This window comes from Bacillus sp. GBSW19, assembly GCF_002998655.1.
GTDB lineage: Bacteria > Bacillota > Bacilli > Bacillales > Bacillaceae > Bacillus.
This window is the reverse complement of the sequence record NZ_PVRF01000002.1, coordinates 161,880-180,417: the sequence shown is the minus strand read 5'-3', so window position 1 is coordinate 180,417 and position 18,538 is coordinate 161,880. Positions and strand designations below refer to the sequence as shown.

The window sequence follows — 18,538 nt, the reverse complement described above, 5'->3', positions numbered from 1 at the left end:
TGATGACATTAGAAACGAAATTATCAGTAGATCAAGATTATGTCAAAAGCTTCTCCGAGAAGCATCAGGAACCGGCATGGATGAGCTCCCTTCGCTTACAGGCTCTTGAAAAAGCAGAAGACCTTCCAATGCCAAAGCCTGACAAAACGAATATTTCTAAATGGAATTTAACCAATTTCAAACAGCATACAGTCGAAAGTGCGCCATTTGGATCATTAGAAGAGCTTCCTGAAGAAGTGAAATCTCTCATTGATTTAGAGGACACGGATAAGACAGTCTACATTCAGCGTGATCAAACGCCAGCATACTTGTCTCTTTCAACGGAAGCGAAAGACAAAGGTGTGATCTTCACTGACCTTCATACAGCGATCCGCGAACATGGAGATCTAGTGCAGAAATACTTCATGACTGATGCAGTAAAAGTAGATGAGCATAAACTAACAGCTTTACATGCTGCTTTAGTCAATGGTGGAGCTTTCCTCTATGTACCGAAAAATGTAGAACTTGAAGCACCAATTCAAGCCGTCTACCTGCATGAAAATGACGACACGACTTTGTTCAACCATGTCATCGTCGTAGCAGACGACCATAGTGCTGTGACATATGTAGAAAACTACATCAGTACGGCAAAGCCGGAAGAAGCGATCTTCAATATCGTGTCTGAAGTGTTTACAGGAGCTAATGCCCGCGTCACTTACGGTGCAGTAGATAACCTTGCAGAAGGTGTCACAGTCTATGTGAACAGACGCGGTATGGCAAATGGCCGTGACAGTAAAATCGAATGGGCGCTTGGCCTGATGAATGATGGAGACGTCGTGTCTGAAAACATCACAAAGCTCATGGGCGACGGTACATTCGGTGATACAAAATCAGTTGTTGTCGGCCGGGGCAATCAAACAGAAAACTTTACAACAAGCATCATCCACTTCGGTAAAAACTCTGAAGGGTATATCTTGAAGCATGGTGTGATGAAGGATCAAGCATCCTCTATCTTTAACGGAATTGGTAAAATCGAGCATGGCGCAACGAAGTCAAATGCAGAGCAGGAATCACGAGTTCTCATGCTGAGTGAGAAAGCACGCGGTGACGCAAACCCAATTCTATTAATTGATGAAGATGATGTCACAGCAGGGCATGCTGCTTCTGTTGGACGTGTCGATCCAATTCAATTGTATTACCTCATGAGCCGCGGGATATCCAAAGAAGATGCAGAAAGACTTGTGATTTATGGCTTCTTAAATCCAGTCGTCAAAGAACTGCCGATTGAAGGAGTTAAAAAGCAGCTCGTTTCTGTGATTGAAAGGAAAGTAAAATAATGAATATCAAAGACGTTCGTGAGCAGTTTCCAATCCTTCATCAGCAAGTGAACGGACATGATTTGGTGTATTTGGACAGTGCAGCGACTTCTCAAAAACCAAGAGTGGTCATTGATGCAATGAATGAGTATTACCGGTCTTACAACTCGAACGTCCACAGGGGTGTTCATACCCTTGGCACAAAAGCAACGGACGCATACGAGGGTGCGAGAGAGAAAGTTCGTGCATTCATCCGTGCTTCATCTGTCCAGGAGATTATTTTTACTAGAGGCACAACAACTGCACTAAACACAGTGGCGATCAGCTATGCAAGAGCAAACCTCAAAGAAGGCGATGAGATTGTCATTACGCACATGGAGCATCATGCGAATATCATCCCTTGGCAGCAAGCAGCAAAAGCAACTGGCGCCACATTGAAATACATTCCGTTACAGGAAGACGGCACGCTATCGCTTGAAGATGTGAAGCAAACGGTCACACATCAAACGAAAATCGTCGCTGTCACACATGTCTCAAACGTATTAGGAACCATCAACCCGATTAAAGAGATCGCTAAAATTGCCCATGATCATGGGGCAATCATTGTCGTCGATGGTGCGCAAAGCACGCCGCACATGCAAATTGATGTTCAGGATCTAGATTGTGACTTTTTCGCATTCTCTGGGCATAAAATGTGTGGACCGACTGGCATCGGTGTACTTTACGGGAAGAAGGACCTTTTGAATAATATGGAGCCTGCTGAGTTTGGCGGTGAAATGATCGACTTTGTGGATCTGTATGATTCTACTTGGAAAGAGCTGCCGTGGAAATTTGAAGCGGGAACACCGATTATTGCCGGAGCAGTTGGACTAGGAAAAGCGATTGATTTCTTAAATGACATTGGTATGGAAGAAGTCAGCCGTTACGAGCATCAGCTTGTCACTTATGCGCTTGAGCGCTTTAAGGAGCTTGATGGTGCGACTGTTTATGGACCGCAGCACCGAGCTGGACTTGTGACGTTTAACTTAGACGACGTCCATCCACATGATGCGTCTACTGTTCTGGATACGGAAGGTGTCGCCATTCGTGCTGGACACCACTGTGCACAGCCGCTCATGAAATGGCTTGGTGTATCAGCGACTGCAAGAGCAAGCTTCTATCTGTACAATACAGAAGAAGAGATTGACGAGCTCATCGCAGCGCTCCGTAAGACAAAGGAGTATTTTACGAATGTCTTTTAATGTAAACTTAGACACACTGTACAGACAAGTGATTATGGATCATTATAAAAATCCGAGAAACAAAGGTGTGTTAAACGACAGCATTGTCGTCGATATGAACAACCCAACGTGTGGTGACCGCATTCGTCTCACGATGAAAATCGAAGACGAAAAAGTCATTGATGCGAAATTTGAAGGAGAAGGATGCTCTATTTCGATGGCATCTGCCTCTATGATGACGCAGGCGATTAAAGGGAAAGATATTGAAACAGCTTTGAAAATGTCTCAGATTTTCTCCGATATGATGCTAGGAAAAGAATACGACGATTCCATTGATCTTGGTGACATTGAGGCGCTGCAGGGAGTGGCAAAATTCCCAGCCCGCATCAAATGTGCAACATTATCCTGGAAGGCGCTTGAAAAAGGCGCATCTGCCGAAGATAACGGCAAATCATAAGATTGGAGTGAAAATGGATGGCTAAAAAAATGCCAGATGTTGGTGAATATAAATACGGCTTTTCTGATAAAGACGTTTCCATTTTCCGTTCAGAGCGCGGACTGACAAAAGAGATCGTTGAAGAAATTTCTCGTATGAAAGAAGAGCCTCAGTGGATGCTCGACTTTCGTTTGAAATCTCTTGAGCACTTTTACAACATGCCGATGCCACAATGGGGCGGAGATTTAAATGCATTAAACTTTGATGAAATTACGTACTACGTAAAGCCATCTGAGCGCTCTGAGCGTTCTTGGGATGAAGTACCAGAAGAAATCAAACAAACCTTTGATAAGCTTGGTATCCCAGAAGCAGAGCAAAAGTACTTAGCAGGTGTATCTGCTCAGTATGAATCTGAGGTTGTGTATCACAACATGAAGCAAGACCTTGAAGATCTAGGCATTGTGTTTAAAGATACAGACAGCGCATTAAAAGAGAACGAAGACATCTTCCGTGAGCACTGGGCAAAAGTCATTCCTCCGACTGACAACAAATTTGCTGCGCTTAACTCGGCTGTATGGTCTGGTGGTTCATTTATCTACGTACCAAAGGGCGTAAAAGTAGATACACCACTTCAAGCATACTTCCGTATCAACTCTGAGAACATGGGTCAGTTCGAGCGTACACTGATCATTGTTGATGAAGGCGCACATGTGCATTACGTAGAAGGCTGTACAGCACCAGTTTACACAACAAACTCTCTTCACAGTGCGGTTGTTGAAATCGTCGTTAAAAAGGGCGGCTACTGCCGTTATACAACGATTCAGAACTGGGCAAACAATGTCTTCAACCTTGTGACGAAACGTACAGTATGTGAAGAGAATGCGACAATGGAATGGATTGATGGAAACATCGGTTCTAAGCTGACAATGAAATACCCAGCGGTCATCCTAAAAGGTGAAGGTGCTCGTGGTATGACATTAAGTATTGCCCTAGCAGGTAAAGGTCAGCACCAAGATGCAGGTGCGAAAATGATTCACCTTGCACCAAACACATCTTCAACGATCGTATCGAAATCGATTTCGAAACAAGGCGGTAAAGTCACATACCGCGGAATCGTTCACTTCGGACGCAAAGCAGAGGGTGCACGCTCAAACATCGAGTGTGACACACTCATCATGGATAACAAATCAACATCTGATACGATCCCTTACAATGAAATCTTAAACGACAACATTTCATTAGAGCACGAAGCGAAGGTATCAAAAGTATCAGAAGAACAGCTATTCTACTTGATGAGCCGCGGAATTTCTGAAGAAGAAGCAACAGAAATGATCGTCATGGGCTTCATCGAGCCATTCACAAAAGAACTGCCAATGGAATACGCCGTTGAAATGAACCGTTTGATTAAGTTCGAAATGGAAGGTTCGATTGGTTAAAATTTAAAAACCTTTATTTACAAGGGTTTGAATAGTGTAGAAGGCGAACTTTTGAAGTTCGTCTTCTTTTATTTTTCAGTAATATCTAGATAAATGTCCTCTGTTTTTTAATCGATTTATGCCCCACAACCTCATTAAAGAAGCAGTATTGCGCATGTGTAGGTTAAATCATGTGTGCCTTTATATTTGTACATATTACTATGTCTGGAGATGATTCCTTAAGCACATCAGTCACAAACATATGATAAAAATAGAAAATTATAGAAATTTTAAAATCGCTTATGTTATGGTTTTCAAGATGTTTTTTCAAAAACGACAATATGTAATATGGAAATATTTCATATTATCGTTGACGAAACAATCTTGATGTGTTTTAATTTGTAATATGGTGATATTTCAAAAAATCATATATGTGATTAGGGGCGATTTAATTGGAGAAAAGTAAATTAAATGAATTCGTAACGTTCGTTCCCGGTATTAATCCAACAAGAGCACAAAAGCAGTTTGAAACTCAAGAAATAAAGTATTATGACCAAGCGTCTTTTGAAGCTGATTATCATCGTGAGGACGTAGCTGTTGAAGAAAAGGCAAAATCTCAAAATAACCTATCGTTAAATGAAGGTGATGTTGTTATCAGTAACTCATTGCAGCTAGCTACAATTGTTGGTGAAAATAATGTTGGTAAAGTGTTGTCTCTCAACTTTACGAAAATAGAGTTTGATAGCGAACAACTTGATAAGAGATATTTTCTTTACTTGTTTAATGCTCATAAAGATGTGAAGCAGCAAAAAGAAAGGGGGTCACAGGGGAGTGGCCTTATTCTAAGAATTCCGCTTCGTGCCCTTGGGGAAATGATCGTTCCAATTGTTCCGATCGAGGAACAGAAGAAAATAGGCACTATATACGTAGAAACAATGAAGCTACAAAATAAGTTAAGCCAATACGCAGACTTGATAGGGCAGTTTACGAGCTCGGTAATAGAAGAAACATTAAAGGGGGAGTAATGAAATGAAAAGTCAATCGGAATTAGCATTTGAAAATGAAGTTATCGATTATTTGACCAAAATCGGTGGAGTAAAACAATGGGATTACAAAAAAGACATTAAAACAACTGAACAACTTTGGGATAACTTTAAAATAATCCTAGAACAAAACAATAGCGCACGATTAGATGAGCCCTTGTCTGTTACTGAATTTAACCAAGTGAAGAAAATCATCACTAGTATCGAATCACCTTACCAGGCCGGACAGTTTTTGTATGGCGTTAATGGTGTTTCTGAAATTGAAGTTGACCTTGATAATGGTAGACATGTGTTCTTGACAGTATTCGACCAAGCCCAAGTCGGTGGCGGGAATACCGTTTATCAAGTAGTAAATCAAATTAAGCGGCCAAAAGTTGTTGATGGTAAGCCGACTCGCAGGTTTGATGTGACTTTGCTCATTAATGGTTTGCCGATTATTCAAATTGAATTAAAGAAAGCACTTCATAGCGCTACGGAATCTTTAAATCAGATGGAACAGTATATAGCTGAAAAACAATTCAGCGGTATCTTTTCAACTTTGCAGATTTTAATCGCGATGACACCGTTTGATATTCGTTATATGGCAAATACCCCACTCGAAAACTTTAACCGAGCTTTTGCTTTCAACTGGCAAAATGAAGATGATGCTCGCCCTATTCGATCATGGAAGACGTTTGCGGATAAAGTGTTGTCCATTCCAATGGCTCATGATTTGGCAACACGTTACATGGTACTAGATGGTACAAAAAATAAAGAAAGTATCAAAGTCATGCGTCCCTATCAAGTCTATGCCACAAAGCGTGTACTTGATAAAGTTAGAAAGTTTGACTTTAAATATGATGGTGGTAAATTAGGATACATTTGGCACACGACAGGCTCAGGTAAAACAATCACAAGTTTTAAGACAGCGTGGCTTGCAAGCCGTCTATCTAATGTAGATAAAGTGATTTTTTTGGTTGACCGGATCGCACTTACCAACCAAACAGCAGATGCTTATAAAGCCTATGATCCTGTTGCTGGTTTTGAAGGGAAAACTGGTGTTGTGGGTGACACAGCCAATATCTCAGACCTTCATCGCAAACTAACGAAGAAAAGCGATAAGAACATCATTGTGACAAGTATCCAAAAAATGTCACGTTATGTAGTGCGGGACAGCTTCAAGCCACTTAATGAAAATATTCTTTTTATTGTGGATGAAGCCCACCGATCAACTGGCAGTGGTACTGAAAATGAAGGGATGCTTGAATCGATTCGAAAAGCAGTTCCTAATTCTGCTTGGATTGGTTATACTGGTACACCAAAATTCCCTGAAACACGAGAAATCTTTGGTGAACTATTACACGCATATACCATTAAAGAAGCGATTGCGGATAAAAATGTATTAGGGTTTAACGTTGAATTTAAGGAAACGATCGAAGCTCCCGAAGATCCTACCGAAGATGATATTGATGATAATATTCGTGGTAGTGTTTATGACTATAGTCCAGAACATGTGAACTTAGTAGTGAAAGACATCTTCGATAACTGGAAGAAACGTTCAAATGAGCGTAAATATAATGCCTTGTTTACAGTTCACGTTGGTGGTAATAAAGCAAGTACACCAAGAGCGATGGAATATTTCGATAAGTTTGCTGAAGAAAATGCGAATCGTCCAGCAGATCAACGGTTAAAAGTTGCAGTGAGTTTCTCAGCAGATACATCCAATAGTGTCCATCAACTGAAAACGAACGAGAACTTGCACAGAGCTATCAAAGCCTATAATGCAGCGTTTGGCACAGCTTTTGATATGACGACAGTGAAAGCCTACACAGAAGACTTAGCAAGACGTTTGAACAAGACAACTGATGATGGCAACTATTTAGATTTAGTCATTGTTGTGGATCAACTTTTGACCGGTTTTGATGCGCCTGAGTTGAATACGCTCTATATTGATCGAACGCTTAAGGGTGGGAATTTGATTCAAGCATACTCACGTACAAATAGAATACATAACCTTGTCGATAAGCCTTGGGGAAATGTCGTGAATTATCGTTGGCCGGAGCAAAACGAGTATGAAATGAATAAGGCTTTTGCTATTTATTCAAATCGTGCATCTGCCGACGAACAGCTTCCACTTGAAGAATTGAAGAAAGGCAACGAAGAGTCTGGTATTACTTCTAAACCATTTAGCAAGGTCCAAGCTGAGATGCAAGAAGTCATCAAGAAGCTTTCCACACTCACAGACGATTTTGTACAATTACCACCAAGTGAAAAAGCACAGGATGAAGTCTTTGAGAATCTGAAAGAGTATAATCGCTTGTTGAGTCAGTTGAAACAATATACCGAAGATGATGATCAAAATCCTATTTCTGCCTATGATAATCCTGAAGAGTTCTATGAACGTTTAGGTATTACTGAAGAGCAGGAAGTCATTTTAACAACTGTAATCGCAGGTGAGTTGAAAGAACGACGTGCAAAGCGAGAAGACATTGATATTTCGCAAGTCAATCTCTCGATGGTTCATATTCACGATGTGACCATCAACTATGATTATTTGATTGAGTTGATCGCCCAGATGGCTGACCAAGTACACGCGAATGAAATGTCAAAAGCTGAAAGTACACGTGATGAAATCCAAGTTGAAATCGCCAAGTCTGACAATGAAAAAGAAAAATCTAAAGTGAGTCATTTTGTGTCTAAGATTTTCTCGAAAGAGTTTGAATTTGATCATTATCCAGCACCTCGAAGTGTTGAAAAAATGAACCAAGCAATGGATCAAGCACAAAAGGATACGAATATCCAACTTGTAACGAACTTCATCCGGAATTGGGGACTAGATAACAGTACTAAGCCTAAGGAACTTGAAAACATGATTAAAAAACACCGATTAGGTCAAGAGGATATGGATAAACAAGGGGAATTAACCGCTATTATGAATGACGCAAGAGCTGATTATAAAGAAATCGCCGTTGAAGAGATTGCAGCGTTAAGCTGGGTTCGGTATCGTATTGATTTTCGTAAAGCATTTTACGAAATGGCCGACGAAATTAAGAAAGGAGAATAGTCAAGTGATAAAATTAAGCAGACTACAAAAAGGAGATCAGAAATGAGCGATAAAATAACAAAATCACCTCAAATTAGATTCACAGGATTTGCGGATGCTTGGGAACAGCGCAGGCTTGTTGACACTGTGAAAGAAGTGCTAGATTATCGTGGAAAAAGCCCTGCAAAATTTGGAATGGAATGGGGCAACAAAGGGTATTTAGTTCTTTCTGCATTAAATGTTAAAGATGGTTATATTGATAAGTCTGTTGAAGCGAAATATGGAGACCAAGAACTTTTTGAGATGTGGATGGGAGAACGTAGATTAGAAAAGGGTGACGTACTTTTTACTACTGAAGCACCACTTGGAAACATTGCACAAGTACCAGATGATGATGGTTATATTCTTAATCAACGTACAGTTGCATTTAAGACTGACGACAGAAAAACAAATAATGATTTCTTGGCTCAACTATTGAGAAGCCCTCTTGTTCAAGAGAAACTAAATGCTAATGCCTCAGGTGGAACAGCTAAGGGAATCGGTATGAAAGAGTTTTCCAAATTAAGAGCTTATGTCTCAAGTCAAGTTGAAGAACAAAAAAAGATTGGAGTATTTTTTTCTAATCTTGACAACCTCATCACCCTTCATCAGCGTAAGCTGGAACTGCTGAAGGATACGAAAAAGAGTCTGCTTCAAAAAATGTTTCCGAAAGATGGAGCCAATTTTCCTGAAATTCGTTTAGCAGGATTTACAGATGTTTGGGAACAGCGTAAGTTGGGGGAAATTACTAAAATTAAGACTGGTTCGAGTGATTTGCAAGATGCAGTTGGAGATGGAGAATACCCATTTTTTGTTCGCTCTGAAAATATTGAGCGAAGTAATCGCTGGATTTTTGACGGAGAAGCTATATTAATTCCCGGAGAAGGACGACTTGGTGAGATTTATCATTACATAAATGGAAAATTTGATTATCATCAACGAGTCTATAAAATAAGCAATTTCACTGAGTCTGTAACTGATGGAAAATACATTCTGTATTACATGCAAAGGAATTTTAAACGGCACGCGCTAAAATTTACAGTTAAGGCCACTGTGGATTCATTAAGATTGCCAATGCTAACTGAATTTGAAGTGGTTCTACCTTCTTTAGAAGAACAACGTAAAGTTAGTGCAATTTTCAGTCATCTAAACAACCTTATCACCCTTCATCAGCGTGAGTTAAATTCGCTTAAAAATTTGAAGAAATCACTGCTTCAACAAATGTTTATATAAGAAAAGGAGATTACACAAATGAGTAATGCAACACATATTACATCACAGCTATGGGGAATGGCTAACAAACTGCGTGGGACAATGGATGCAAGTGAGTACAAGAACTATATTTTACCATTTATGTTCTATCGATACTTATCAGAAAATCAAGATGAATACTTAAAAATCAATGGTTTGGAAGAGTTCTACGAAGTGACAGATGAGACTGAAAAAGAAGATTACCTTGAAGAAATCAGTAAAGGTATCGGATATGCGATTGACCCAGCCTACACCTGGGACAAAATCGTATCAAAAATCGAAAATCATAAAATCAAAGCTAGTGACTTCCAAGATATGTTTGACTCATTCAATACAAATGCAAAACGTAACGCGATTGCCGAAGCTGATTTTGCTAATGTATTTTCAGATGTTAACCTTGGGGATACACGTCTAGGTTCAAGTACAAACGAACGTGCAAAGGCTTTGAATGATATCGTGTTGATGATTAACGAGTTCACTTTCAAAGACGATTCAGGGCACGACATTTTGGGTGACGTTTATGAATACTTAATTGGACAATTTGCTGCAAATGCTGGTAAAAAAGGAGGGGAATTTTATACACCACATGAAGTTAGTCAAATCTTAGCGAAAATTGTCACGAATGATGCAGATGGTACTGGCGGTCAATTCCGTGTTTATGACCCTACAATGGGATCAGGTTCACTTCTTCTAACAGTCCAAAAAGAATTACCAAATGGTGATGAAGAAGGAAGCGTTGAGTTTTACGGCCAAGAGTTGAATACGACGACTTATAACTTAGCTCGTATGAACTTGATGATGCATGGGGTAAATTATCGCAATATGGAGTTGAAACGTGCAGACACACTGGATGCTGACTGGCCATTTGCTGAAAAAGATGGCACACAAATTCCTTTGAAGTTCGACGCAGTCGTATCAAATCCCCCATATTCTCATAAGTGGGATACAAAAAACGTTGATAGAGAAAAAGACACACGTTTCAAGGGTTATGGTATAGCACCAGCATCTAAGGCAGATTACGCCTTTGTTCTTCATGGACTTTACCATTTAGATAAAGCAGGAACAATGGCTATAGTCTTGCCGCATGGGGTACTTTTTCGTGGTGCGTCGGAAGGTAGAATTCGTAAAAATATTATCGACAACAATCTGTTAGATACTGTGATTGGATTGCCAGCTAACTTGTTCTTTGGCACAGGCATCCCCACATGTGTGCTTGTGTTTAAAGGTCGTGAAGCTCGCAAGAATAAAGACATATTATTTATTGATGCTTCAAATGAGTTTGTAAAAGGAAAGAACCAAAACAAACTCTCCCCTGAAAACATCGACAAAATTATTGAAACATACAGTAACCGTAAAGACGTTGAAAAATATGCTCATGTGGCATCTTTGGATGAAATCAAAGAAAATGATTACAATTTAAACATTCCACGTTATGTCGATACGTTTGAAGAAGAAGAAGTAATTCCACTTTCGCAAGTGGCTCAAGAGTTGGCAGAAGTTAAAGCAGAAATTGCGAGTTCATATGATAATTTGTTTGGGTTAATGAATGAGCTAGAAGGGACAACAGATGAAGCTAAAGAAGAACTGAGTAAATTTATCCGTCTTTTAGGTAAATAATAGTCTTAAAAAAGAGCAAAGGATTTAGTTCGTGGCTCTTTTTGGCTTGAAAATTTCTTTATTTCCGTATTAATCAAGTTTGAAATGGAAGGTTCAATCGGTTAATAAAAAAAGACCAAAAACGTGAAATCAAACGTTTTTGGTCTTTTTGTTTTTGAAAAAATCCAATTCACATCTCGCTAGGTGAGTAAAACTCATCAAAGGCTTTAGACAAATCGTCAGCTGCAGATGTCAAGATCGTTTCTTCTTCTAAAATCGCTGTTCCTTGTGCCCGGACAATATGAAATTGATGAAACCCCATCAAGTTTTGAAATATTTCTTTTAGGTAATGATGTGAAAATTCCAGAGGTGTATATCGATCGTTATTTGTGAAAATTGAGCCGCTTGCTTGAAGCAAAAGTACACGATAATCGTCAGTCATCAGACCAACTGAACCAGCTTCTGTATATTTGAACGTTTCTCTAGCAATCAAGATATTATCTATATAATCTTTCATACGTGAAGTCACATTGAAATTATGAACAGGTGACACAATCACAATTCGATGATGTGCTTTGAATTGAGCCAATAAAGCAGATGAAGCAGCAGCGATTTTTTCTTCGGTAGCTGTTAATGTTTGTTCGGATGCTTGCTTATCCCAAATACGTAGCAGCTGGTCTTTTTCGATACGAGGAATTTCAGTTTCATGTAAATGTAAAATTGTAGGTTCATCATGAGGGAATCTTTCTTTAAACTGTTCTAAAAATAGTGTTTGCAGTTTGTTTGAATAACTTTCTCGATGAGTGAAATCAGGGTGCGCGTTAATGATTAATGTTTGCATATACATGCTCCTTTTCTTTTGATAAACTGAGTATAAAATATAAAGGTGACAAAACATGTCACCTTTTTCAAAAGGAAAATCAAATGAAAAAATCAGAACGATTAAATCAGGAACTTATTTTTTTAAGTGATAAGTACTCTTTTCAATTAAAAGATTTAGAAACCGAATTTGGCATATCGAAACGTACGGCGTTGAGAGATATGGAAGAGTTGGAGTCCATGGGTTTAGCTTTTTACGTTGAAAACGGCAGACATGGAGGGTATCGACTGGTGAAACAATCTCCATTGGTTCCTATTTATTTCAATATCGATGAAATTCAAGCTATTTTTTTCGCGCTTAAAGCTTTAGACTTGGTGTCAGCAACACCATTTAAAAAATCCTACTCACAAATTCGGCAAAAGCTGTTTGCCACAATGTCTGATGAGAGAAAACAAATGATCACGGAGACTTTGGATGTGATTCATTACTATAATGTCGCACCAGTCAGTGAACAAAATCAATTGGAATTGATTTTACAGGCGATGATGGAAGATCAAATCGTGAAGATGACTTATACTCAAAATGAAAATAAAAGGATCAGGCTGCAATTTCTTGAGTTGTTTTATCGAAATGGGATTTGGTTCACCAAAGCATATGATGTTCGAAATAAAAAGTGGGGCATCTATAGATGTGACTTTATGAAGGACGTGATGATTGAAGAAGAAATCAGAGACACCTTTACGAAGGAAGAATTAAAAGAACTGCAGCTCGAGTACGAAAAAACTTATCATGATATCTCATTTAAATGTCGATTAACGGAACAAGGAAAAGAAAAGTTTTTGAAGAATCATTACCCAAATATGAGATTGGAGATCATTGAGAATACTCCTTATATTGTGGGTGGATACAACCAAGAAGAATTATCGTATATGACTCACTATTTGATCTCATTTGGGAAACATGTGAAAATTGAATACCCTGATGAATTAAAAGAAAGTTATCTGAATCAATTGCAAGAAATGGTCGACCAGTATTGAACCATAAAAGACTTCAGAAAAGGCGAACCACTACAGTTCGCCTTTTTCTTATCTGTTTTTATCACGGTGAGTTACTTCGCCGCAGTGAATGTATTGGTTTTCGGTTTATCATGTACCTTTCCATACGTCAGCTGACGCCAAATAAATTCCATCGGTCCGTACTTAAACCGTTTTAACCATAACGTACTGAAAAGCACAAGGAAGACATACACGCCAATAGCCATGAAGAACGTACCAGCAGGCTGAAGATGATCGACAAGCCCCGCTCCATACTTTAGAAATAGCATGGTTCCAATGATCGAGTGAAGCAAATAACAGGTCAGGGACATCCGTCCGACTTTGGTAAAGACCATTAAAGCACCTCGCAGCTGAGGAACGTGCAGAAATAGCATCGCAAGTGTACTCATATAAAACATACTGCCAGTTAATCCGCCGTTTTGTTCAAGGGCAGAGGCCATGTCCATCCACAGTGTATTTTCAACAGGATTGACCGCCGTAATGATCGTACTGCTCTGTGTAATCATAAACGCGATTGTGAAAATGACCCAAATGCGATTCCAAATCGCTTTTTTCGCCTCCATGTTTTTGAAAAACTCCATTTTCACAAAATACACACCAAGTAAAAACATGAAGAACATGGAATAGACGGTAGAAAAAGAACTGGAAGCCATCGTCACCATATCTGTCCACCGGTCACCAATAGATGCTAAATAAGTCAGACTGTTGTGGCTGGTCAAATCAAAATCTGCAAAGTCCGGCTTGCCCGATGAGCCTGCACTGATGGTATGAAGCAGCATCGTGAAAAAAGGCGTGAGCAATTGAATCACAAAGAGTGTGATCAGCCAGTTTCGGATGGTTTTGGCTGTGCGTTTGTAAAAGAAAAGCAATAAAAAGCCAGTGACTGCATAATAGGCCAAAATATCACCAATCCAAACAAAAGTTAAATGCAGAAGGCCAAACCCTAAGAGAATGGTTAACCTGCGGGCAAACAGCTTGTTCGGACTGTCCACCTTTTGGGCAGCGCGATCCATAAAAATCATAAAACCAACCCCGAATAGGAAGGAGAACAACGTAATGAATTTCCCTGAGGCAAACCAATTCACCAAGTTGTGAAAGACATCATTTGATTCCATATCGAACCCCTTCGCCGAATCCACGATTAAAAAGTAATTGACCAGAATAATTCCCATTAAGGCGAATCCTCTTACGATGTCTAAGAAATGAACTCGATCCTTCAAATTCATCGCGTGTGCTACTTTGTTTGCATTCATATCCATGCTCCTTTTCTTGTTATGATAAATGTCATTCGGATCAACACATCGATCCTTACAATGAATCAATATACGACCCAATTCTTAACAATTTATGAAGATCCAATTTTTTGAAAATGAATGTGACAAATTGATGGCAGATGGTCATATTCATAAACTGTTAAGATTTATGCTGTATCTTTTCACATAGCTAGATGATATATAGTAAAGACATAAAAGAAAGTACATCACGTATCATGAGGTGAGAGAGACATGACGCATCGAATATTAATCGTAGAAGATGATCAAGATATTGGAGACCTTTTGCAGGAATCCCTTACACGTGCTGGATATGAGGTGCTGAGAGCGATGAATGGCGAGCAAGCATTGAAGCTTGTGAACGATTCGCTCGATTTGGTGATTTTGGATGTGATGATGCCAGGCATTTCAGGCATCGAAACGTGCCAGCAGATGAGAGCCTCCTCTAACGTTCCGATTCTATTTCTGACAGCCAAATCAAGTACATTCGATAAAACCGAAGGCTTACTCGCCGGCGGGGATGATTATATGACAAAACCTTTTTCACAAGAGGAGCTTCATGCTAGAGTGATTGCACAATTACGCAGGTACACCGTCTATCAGGAAAAGAAGGAGCAGGAAGAAACTTTTCTTGTTGGGGGCAAGCTGAGGGTGAGCGAAGAATTTAATGAAGTGTGGAAAGAAAGTCAGCAAATCAAGCTGTCTGATTTAGAATATCGTGTGCTCAAGCTGCTGATGAGCAGGCGAAACAAAATATTTTCAGCCCAAAATATTTATGAGAGCGTGTGGGGACAGCCTTATTTCTATTGTTCCAACAATACGGTGATGGTGCATATTCGAAAGCTGCGTGCCAAAATTGAAGATGATCCAGCTCGCCCTGTATATATTAAAACGGAATGGGGAAGAGGATACCGATTTGGCACATCGTAAATATACACTAGCCAAAAAGCTGGCATTGCTGATTTTGGCGGCTGCCATTGTGAGCGGTCTTGTTTTTATGACGCTGCAAAAGATCACCAATGAGCTCATTGACGGATACTTGAGTTCGGACGAGTATTACGAGGAGGAGTCAGCCAGGTATATTCAAAAATTCAGCCGCTATGTGTCTGAGAATGAGCTGTCTTCAACAGATCGAAAAGCGTTTGGTGAGTGGGTGAAAAAAGAGGATTACATTAATTTGACCATCTTCAAGGATGAAGTGCTACAATATGACTCCATCTATTCGGCTGCGGATGAATCGGCGTATGGAAAAGAAAAGGTGACCCAGTACGCCGAGCATCATTCGTTTCCGGTTCAGTTTAGCGACGGTGAAGGCCGCGTCATGGTGGATGGTTTCTATTCATCTCGTTACCACGATCTTGCCTTTACACTTGAGCTGCTCGGAGCGACACTTATTTTTCTCCTTATTGTTCTTCTCGGTATTCGCAAAAGTTTACGCTACCTGCAAACGATTCACCAAGACATTCATATTCTTGAAGGCGGCGAGCTGGACTATGAGATGACGGTGAAAGGTCATGACGAATTAGCGATGATTGCCAAAAGTATTGAGGATCTTCGTAAAGCTTTTCTGGACAAGCTTCAAGCCATCGACGAGCTACAAGAAGAGAGCCGCAGCTTGGTTACTGAAATGTCACACGATATGAGAACACCGCTGACGTCGCTGATGATGAATTTAGAGTTTGCGAAAAAAGAGGAGGCTGGAGCGGATACCCGTAAAGATCAATATATAGCAAGTGCTTATGAAAAAGCACTGCAATTGAAAAATCTGTCTGATAATCTGTTTGCCTATTGTCTACTTGATAAAGAACATGAACCTGAGCTTGAGACCGTTGCAGTCAAAGAGGTCATTTACGATCTCTTATCAGATCAGGTGGCGATCTTGCATCAAGAGAAATTCAAAGTACACCTGTTAGGAGAGCTGCCCGACAGCTATATCAACGTGAATGTCGAGGAGCTTGGCCGAGTGTTTGATAATTTGATGTCCAACTTACTTAAATACGCCGATCCCAAAAAAGACATCAATCTCACGTTTTTATCCGATCAAGAAATCTTTGAGATTCACGTCAGCAATGCGATAAAAGAGACAGATGACACGCAGGAAAGCACTGGACTTGGTGAACGAAGCATAAAACGAATGATGTCCCGCATGCACGGGCAGTTTGAAAGGATGGAAAAGAACGATATTTACTACATCGTGCTGCGATTCTGGCACATCAAAATATAGACCACAAATGAATAATATGGAATGGAGAGACTACCCAATGAAACGATTCAACAACTTCCAAAAGGTACCCGATCTCTTGCAAGGCCTTCTGAATATCTGTCTGTTCTTTCTAGCCATTGCTTTAAGCGTCCTCTTAATTAGTGAAACTTGGTATATTGTCCAATTCGTCTACAACACTTTGTTTAACAAAGGAGAAAGCTATTATGGGATGCTTGGAGAACTGCTGATCTTCTTTATGTATTTTGAGTTTATAGCCTTAATTATTAAATACTTTAAATCAAACTTTCATTTTCCGCTTCGCTATTTTATTTATATTGGTATCACAGCTGTCATCCGATTGATTATCATCGATCATGAAGAGGCTGTATCGACGTTCTGGTGGGCGCTGGCCATTCTTGCGATGACTTGTGCACTCTTTATCGCCAATAAACGACATACCGCGCAGGAGCATGAAGAAGTGAAGTGAGGGAAGAAGACGAACGATGACCGTTCGTCTTTTTTTCATGTATTGGTATTGAGGAGGTGAACATTCCATCTTTAAAGTAGTACATTAAGATGTTGTAGTGATGAGTGATCGCAAGAAGAAACAGGGATATTCAAAAGTGGTTTACCTGATGGACGGATTCTTATGGTATGCTTTAGAAGCCTTTTCTTTCCATTCATATTCATCATTCTATGAACATGGTTCGATCAGGTTGTTTTTTTACGAAATATTCTAGTTGAACAACTGCTCGTTCTGACGAGAATTGTGCCCATTTCCAAAGCACCGAACCGTCAGTATATGAGTACGATTCTTATTTTCACTGAAAGTAAATTATTCTTATTTCGAAATATCACTCATTAGGATATAGGAATGAAGATGACTAGCGCGGCTGGCCATTCTCGTTTCTGTTTGAAGGAGCGGAGAAATTGACAGACATCAAGAACGAACCATTCTCATTGACAAGTATGCAGCAGGCAGCCCCTGTCCATATTCCAGAAAGACAATTCATTTCATCACACGACGGCACAAGCCTTGCGTATTATCCATTTTTATCAGAAGAGAAGACGCAGGCCAATGTGATCTTGATTCATGGCGGTGGTGCTCATAGTTTGGCTGGTTACGAGCATATCGCCTATACGCTTCAGCATAATTTTCAAGTGAATACGTTTTTAATCGATTTAAGAGGTCACGGCCATTCTGATGGAAAAAAGGGTGATACACCTAGTATCACAGATGTGTGGCAAGATATTTCGCAGTTTGTGGATGCGGTCAAACAGCAGCATAAGGGAGCTGTTTATCTTTGCGGGCATTCATCTGGAGCAGGATTACTGCTAAACTACATATCTTGGCCGAAAAAAAGAGAAGTTGATGGCTACTTTTTTATTGCACCTGAATTTGGCTATCAATCAGACACTGCAAGACCTGATCAAATTCCTTTTGCGACCGTTCAAGTATGGAAATTCGTTTTGTCTGCCATGACAAAAGGGTTGCTGATGAGTCATTCTGAAGCCGTGCGTTTTCATTATCCAGCATGGGCAGTCGAGCAGGATCCGCTTCTATTGACAGCCATCACCGTCAATCTATCACTTGCTTTAACCCCGTCTGCACCTAAAAAACAATTTGCGATGATGGATCGGCCCTATGCGATGTTAGTAGGCAGCGAGGATGAGCTGTATGATATAGAAAAATTTCCTGCCTATCATGAGCTACCACATGAAGAGATCAAACAACAATCAGTCTATGAAGTGCTGGATGGACATACCCATTTGTCGGTGTTACTAGAAGCAGGAAAACATATTGGAAAGACCATCCAAATGTGGAATCGTTCTATTTAGTATGAACAACTAGTCAACACTCTCCCTTTTTCT

Annotated in this window: 15 protein-coding genes; 13 read left to right on the top strand and 2 right to left on the bottom strand. The window is 39.9% G+C overall.

Annotation, left to right across the window (positions count from 1 at the left end):
- Positions 1–2 precede the first annotated feature (2 nt).
- From sufD to C6344_RS10675, 8 genes are all read left to right on the top strand, one after another.
- Complete coding sequence (gene sufD / locus C6344_RS10710; protein WP_066030431.1) at positions 3–1,316, top strand: Fe-S cluster assembly protein SufD; 1,314 nt, start codon at positions 3–5, stop codon at positions 1,314–1,316.
- Positions 1,316–2,536 (top strand): cysteine desulfurase, encoded by a 1,221-nt coding sequence (locus C6344_RS10705; protein ID WP_060597263.1) that lies wholly within the window; start codon positions 1,316–1,318, stop codon positions 2,534–2,536. Before sufD ends, C6344_RS10705 begins: the two co-directional genes overlap by 1 nt.
- Positions 2,526–2,972 carry a Fe-S cluster assembly sulfur transfer protein SufU gene (gene sufU / locus C6344_RS10700; RefSeq protein WP_008347017.1) on the top strand — a complete coding sequence of 149 codons (447 nt, stop codon included), beginning with the start codon at positions 2,526–2,528 and terminating at the stop codon, positions 2,970–2,972. The genes C6344_RS10705 and sufU overlap by 11 nt, the downstream gene beginning before the upstream one ends.
- A 17-nt stretch (positions 2,973–2,989) precedes the next feature.
- Positions 2,990–4,387 (top strand): Fe-S cluster assembly protein SufB, encoded by a 1,398-nt coding sequence (gene sufB, locus C6344_RS10695; RefSeq protein WP_034659904.1) that lies wholly within the window; start codon positions 2,990–2,992, stop codon positions 4,385–4,387.
- A 431-nt stretch (positions 4,388–4,818) separates the two neighbouring features.
- Positions 4,819–5,391, top strand: a complete 573-nt coding sequence (locus C6344_RS10690; RefSeq protein ID WP_060597262.1) for a restriction endonuclease subunit S — start codon at positions 4,819–4,821, stop codon at positions 5,389–5,391.
- 4 nt (positions 5,392–5,395) lie between these two features.
- Positions 5,396–8,452 (top strand): type I restriction endonuclease subunit R, encoded by a 3,057-nt coding sequence (locus C6344_RS10685; RefSeq protein WP_060597261.1) that lies wholly within the window; start codon positions 5,396–5,398, stop codon positions 8,450–8,452.
- A gap of 42 nt (positions 8,453–8,494) precedes the next feature.
- A complete protein-coding gene (locus C6344_RS10680) occupies positions 8,495–9,703 on the top strand; it encodes a restriction endonuclease subunit S (protein WP_060597260.1) in 1,209 nt (402 codons plus the stop codon).
- Between the two features lie 18 nt (positions 9,704–9,721).
- Positions 9,722–11,338 (top strand): type I restriction-modification system subunit M, encoded by a 1,617-nt coding sequence (locus C6344_RS10675; RefSeq protein ID WP_060597259.1) that lies wholly within the window; start codon positions 9,722–9,724, stop codon positions 11,336–11,338.
- A gap of 169 nt (positions 11,339–11,507) precedes the next feature.
- On the opposite strand, the gene C6344_RS10670 is transcribed toward C6344_RS10675, so the two are convergent.
- A complete protein-coding gene (locus C6344_RS10670) occupies positions 11,508–12,158 on the bottom strand; it encodes an FMN-dependent NADH-azoreductase (protein ID WP_106072937.1) in 651 nt (216 codons plus the stop codon).
- Between the two features lie 83 nt (positions 12,159–12,241).
- Between C6344_RS10670 and C6344_RS10665 the strand changes: the two genes are divergently transcribed.
- Positions 12,242–13,174, top strand: coding sequence for a helix-turn-helix transcriptional regulator (locus C6344_RS10665; protein ID WP_106072936.1), 933 nt, complete (start codon positions 12,242–12,244; stop codon positions 13,172–13,174).
- A gap of 71 nt (positions 13,175–13,245) precedes the next feature.
- On the opposite strand, the gene C6344_RS10660 is transcribed toward C6344_RS10665, so the two are convergent.
- Positions 13,246–14,445, bottom strand: a complete 1,200-nt coding sequence (locus tag C6344_RS10660; protein WP_106072935.1) for a DUF418 domain-containing protein — start codon at positions 14,443–14,445, stop codon at positions 13,246–13,248.
- 252 nt (positions 14,446–14,697) lie between these two features.
- On the opposite strand from C6344_RS10660, the gene C6344_RS10655 reads away from it, so the two are divergent.
- The 4 genes from C6344_RS10655 (at position 14,698) to C6344_RS10640 (ending at position 18,505) form a co-directional block, all read left to right on the top strand.
- Positions 14,698–15,393, top strand: a complete 696-nt coding sequence (locus tag C6344_RS10655) for a response regulator transcription factor (protein WP_106036537.1) — start codon at positions 14,698–14,700, stop codon at positions 15,391–15,393.
- Positions 15,380–16,687, top strand: coding sequence for a HAMP domain-containing sensor histidine kinase (locus C6344_RS10650; protein WP_106072934.1), 1,308 nt, complete (start codon positions 15,380–15,382; stop codon positions 16,685–16,687). The genes C6344_RS10655 and C6344_RS10650 overlap by 14 nt, the downstream gene beginning before the upstream one ends.
- A gap of 37 nt (positions 16,688–16,724) precedes the next feature.
- The gene (gene psiE / locus C6344_RS10645; RefSeq protein WP_106072933.1) at positions 16,725–17,153 is read left to right on the top strand and encodes a phosphate-starvation-inducible protein PsiE; all 429 of its coding nucleotides are present in this window, start codon (positions 16,725–16,727) and stop codon (positions 17,151–17,153) included.
- Positions 17,154–17,596: 443 nt separating this feature from the next.
- Positions 17,597–18,505, top strand: coding sequence for an alpha/beta fold hydrolase (locus C6344_RS10640; RefSeq protein ID WP_223250423.1), 909 nt, complete (start codon positions 17,597–17,599; stop codon positions 18,503–18,505).
- The last annotated feature ends 33 nt before the right edge of the window (positions 18,506–18,538 follow it).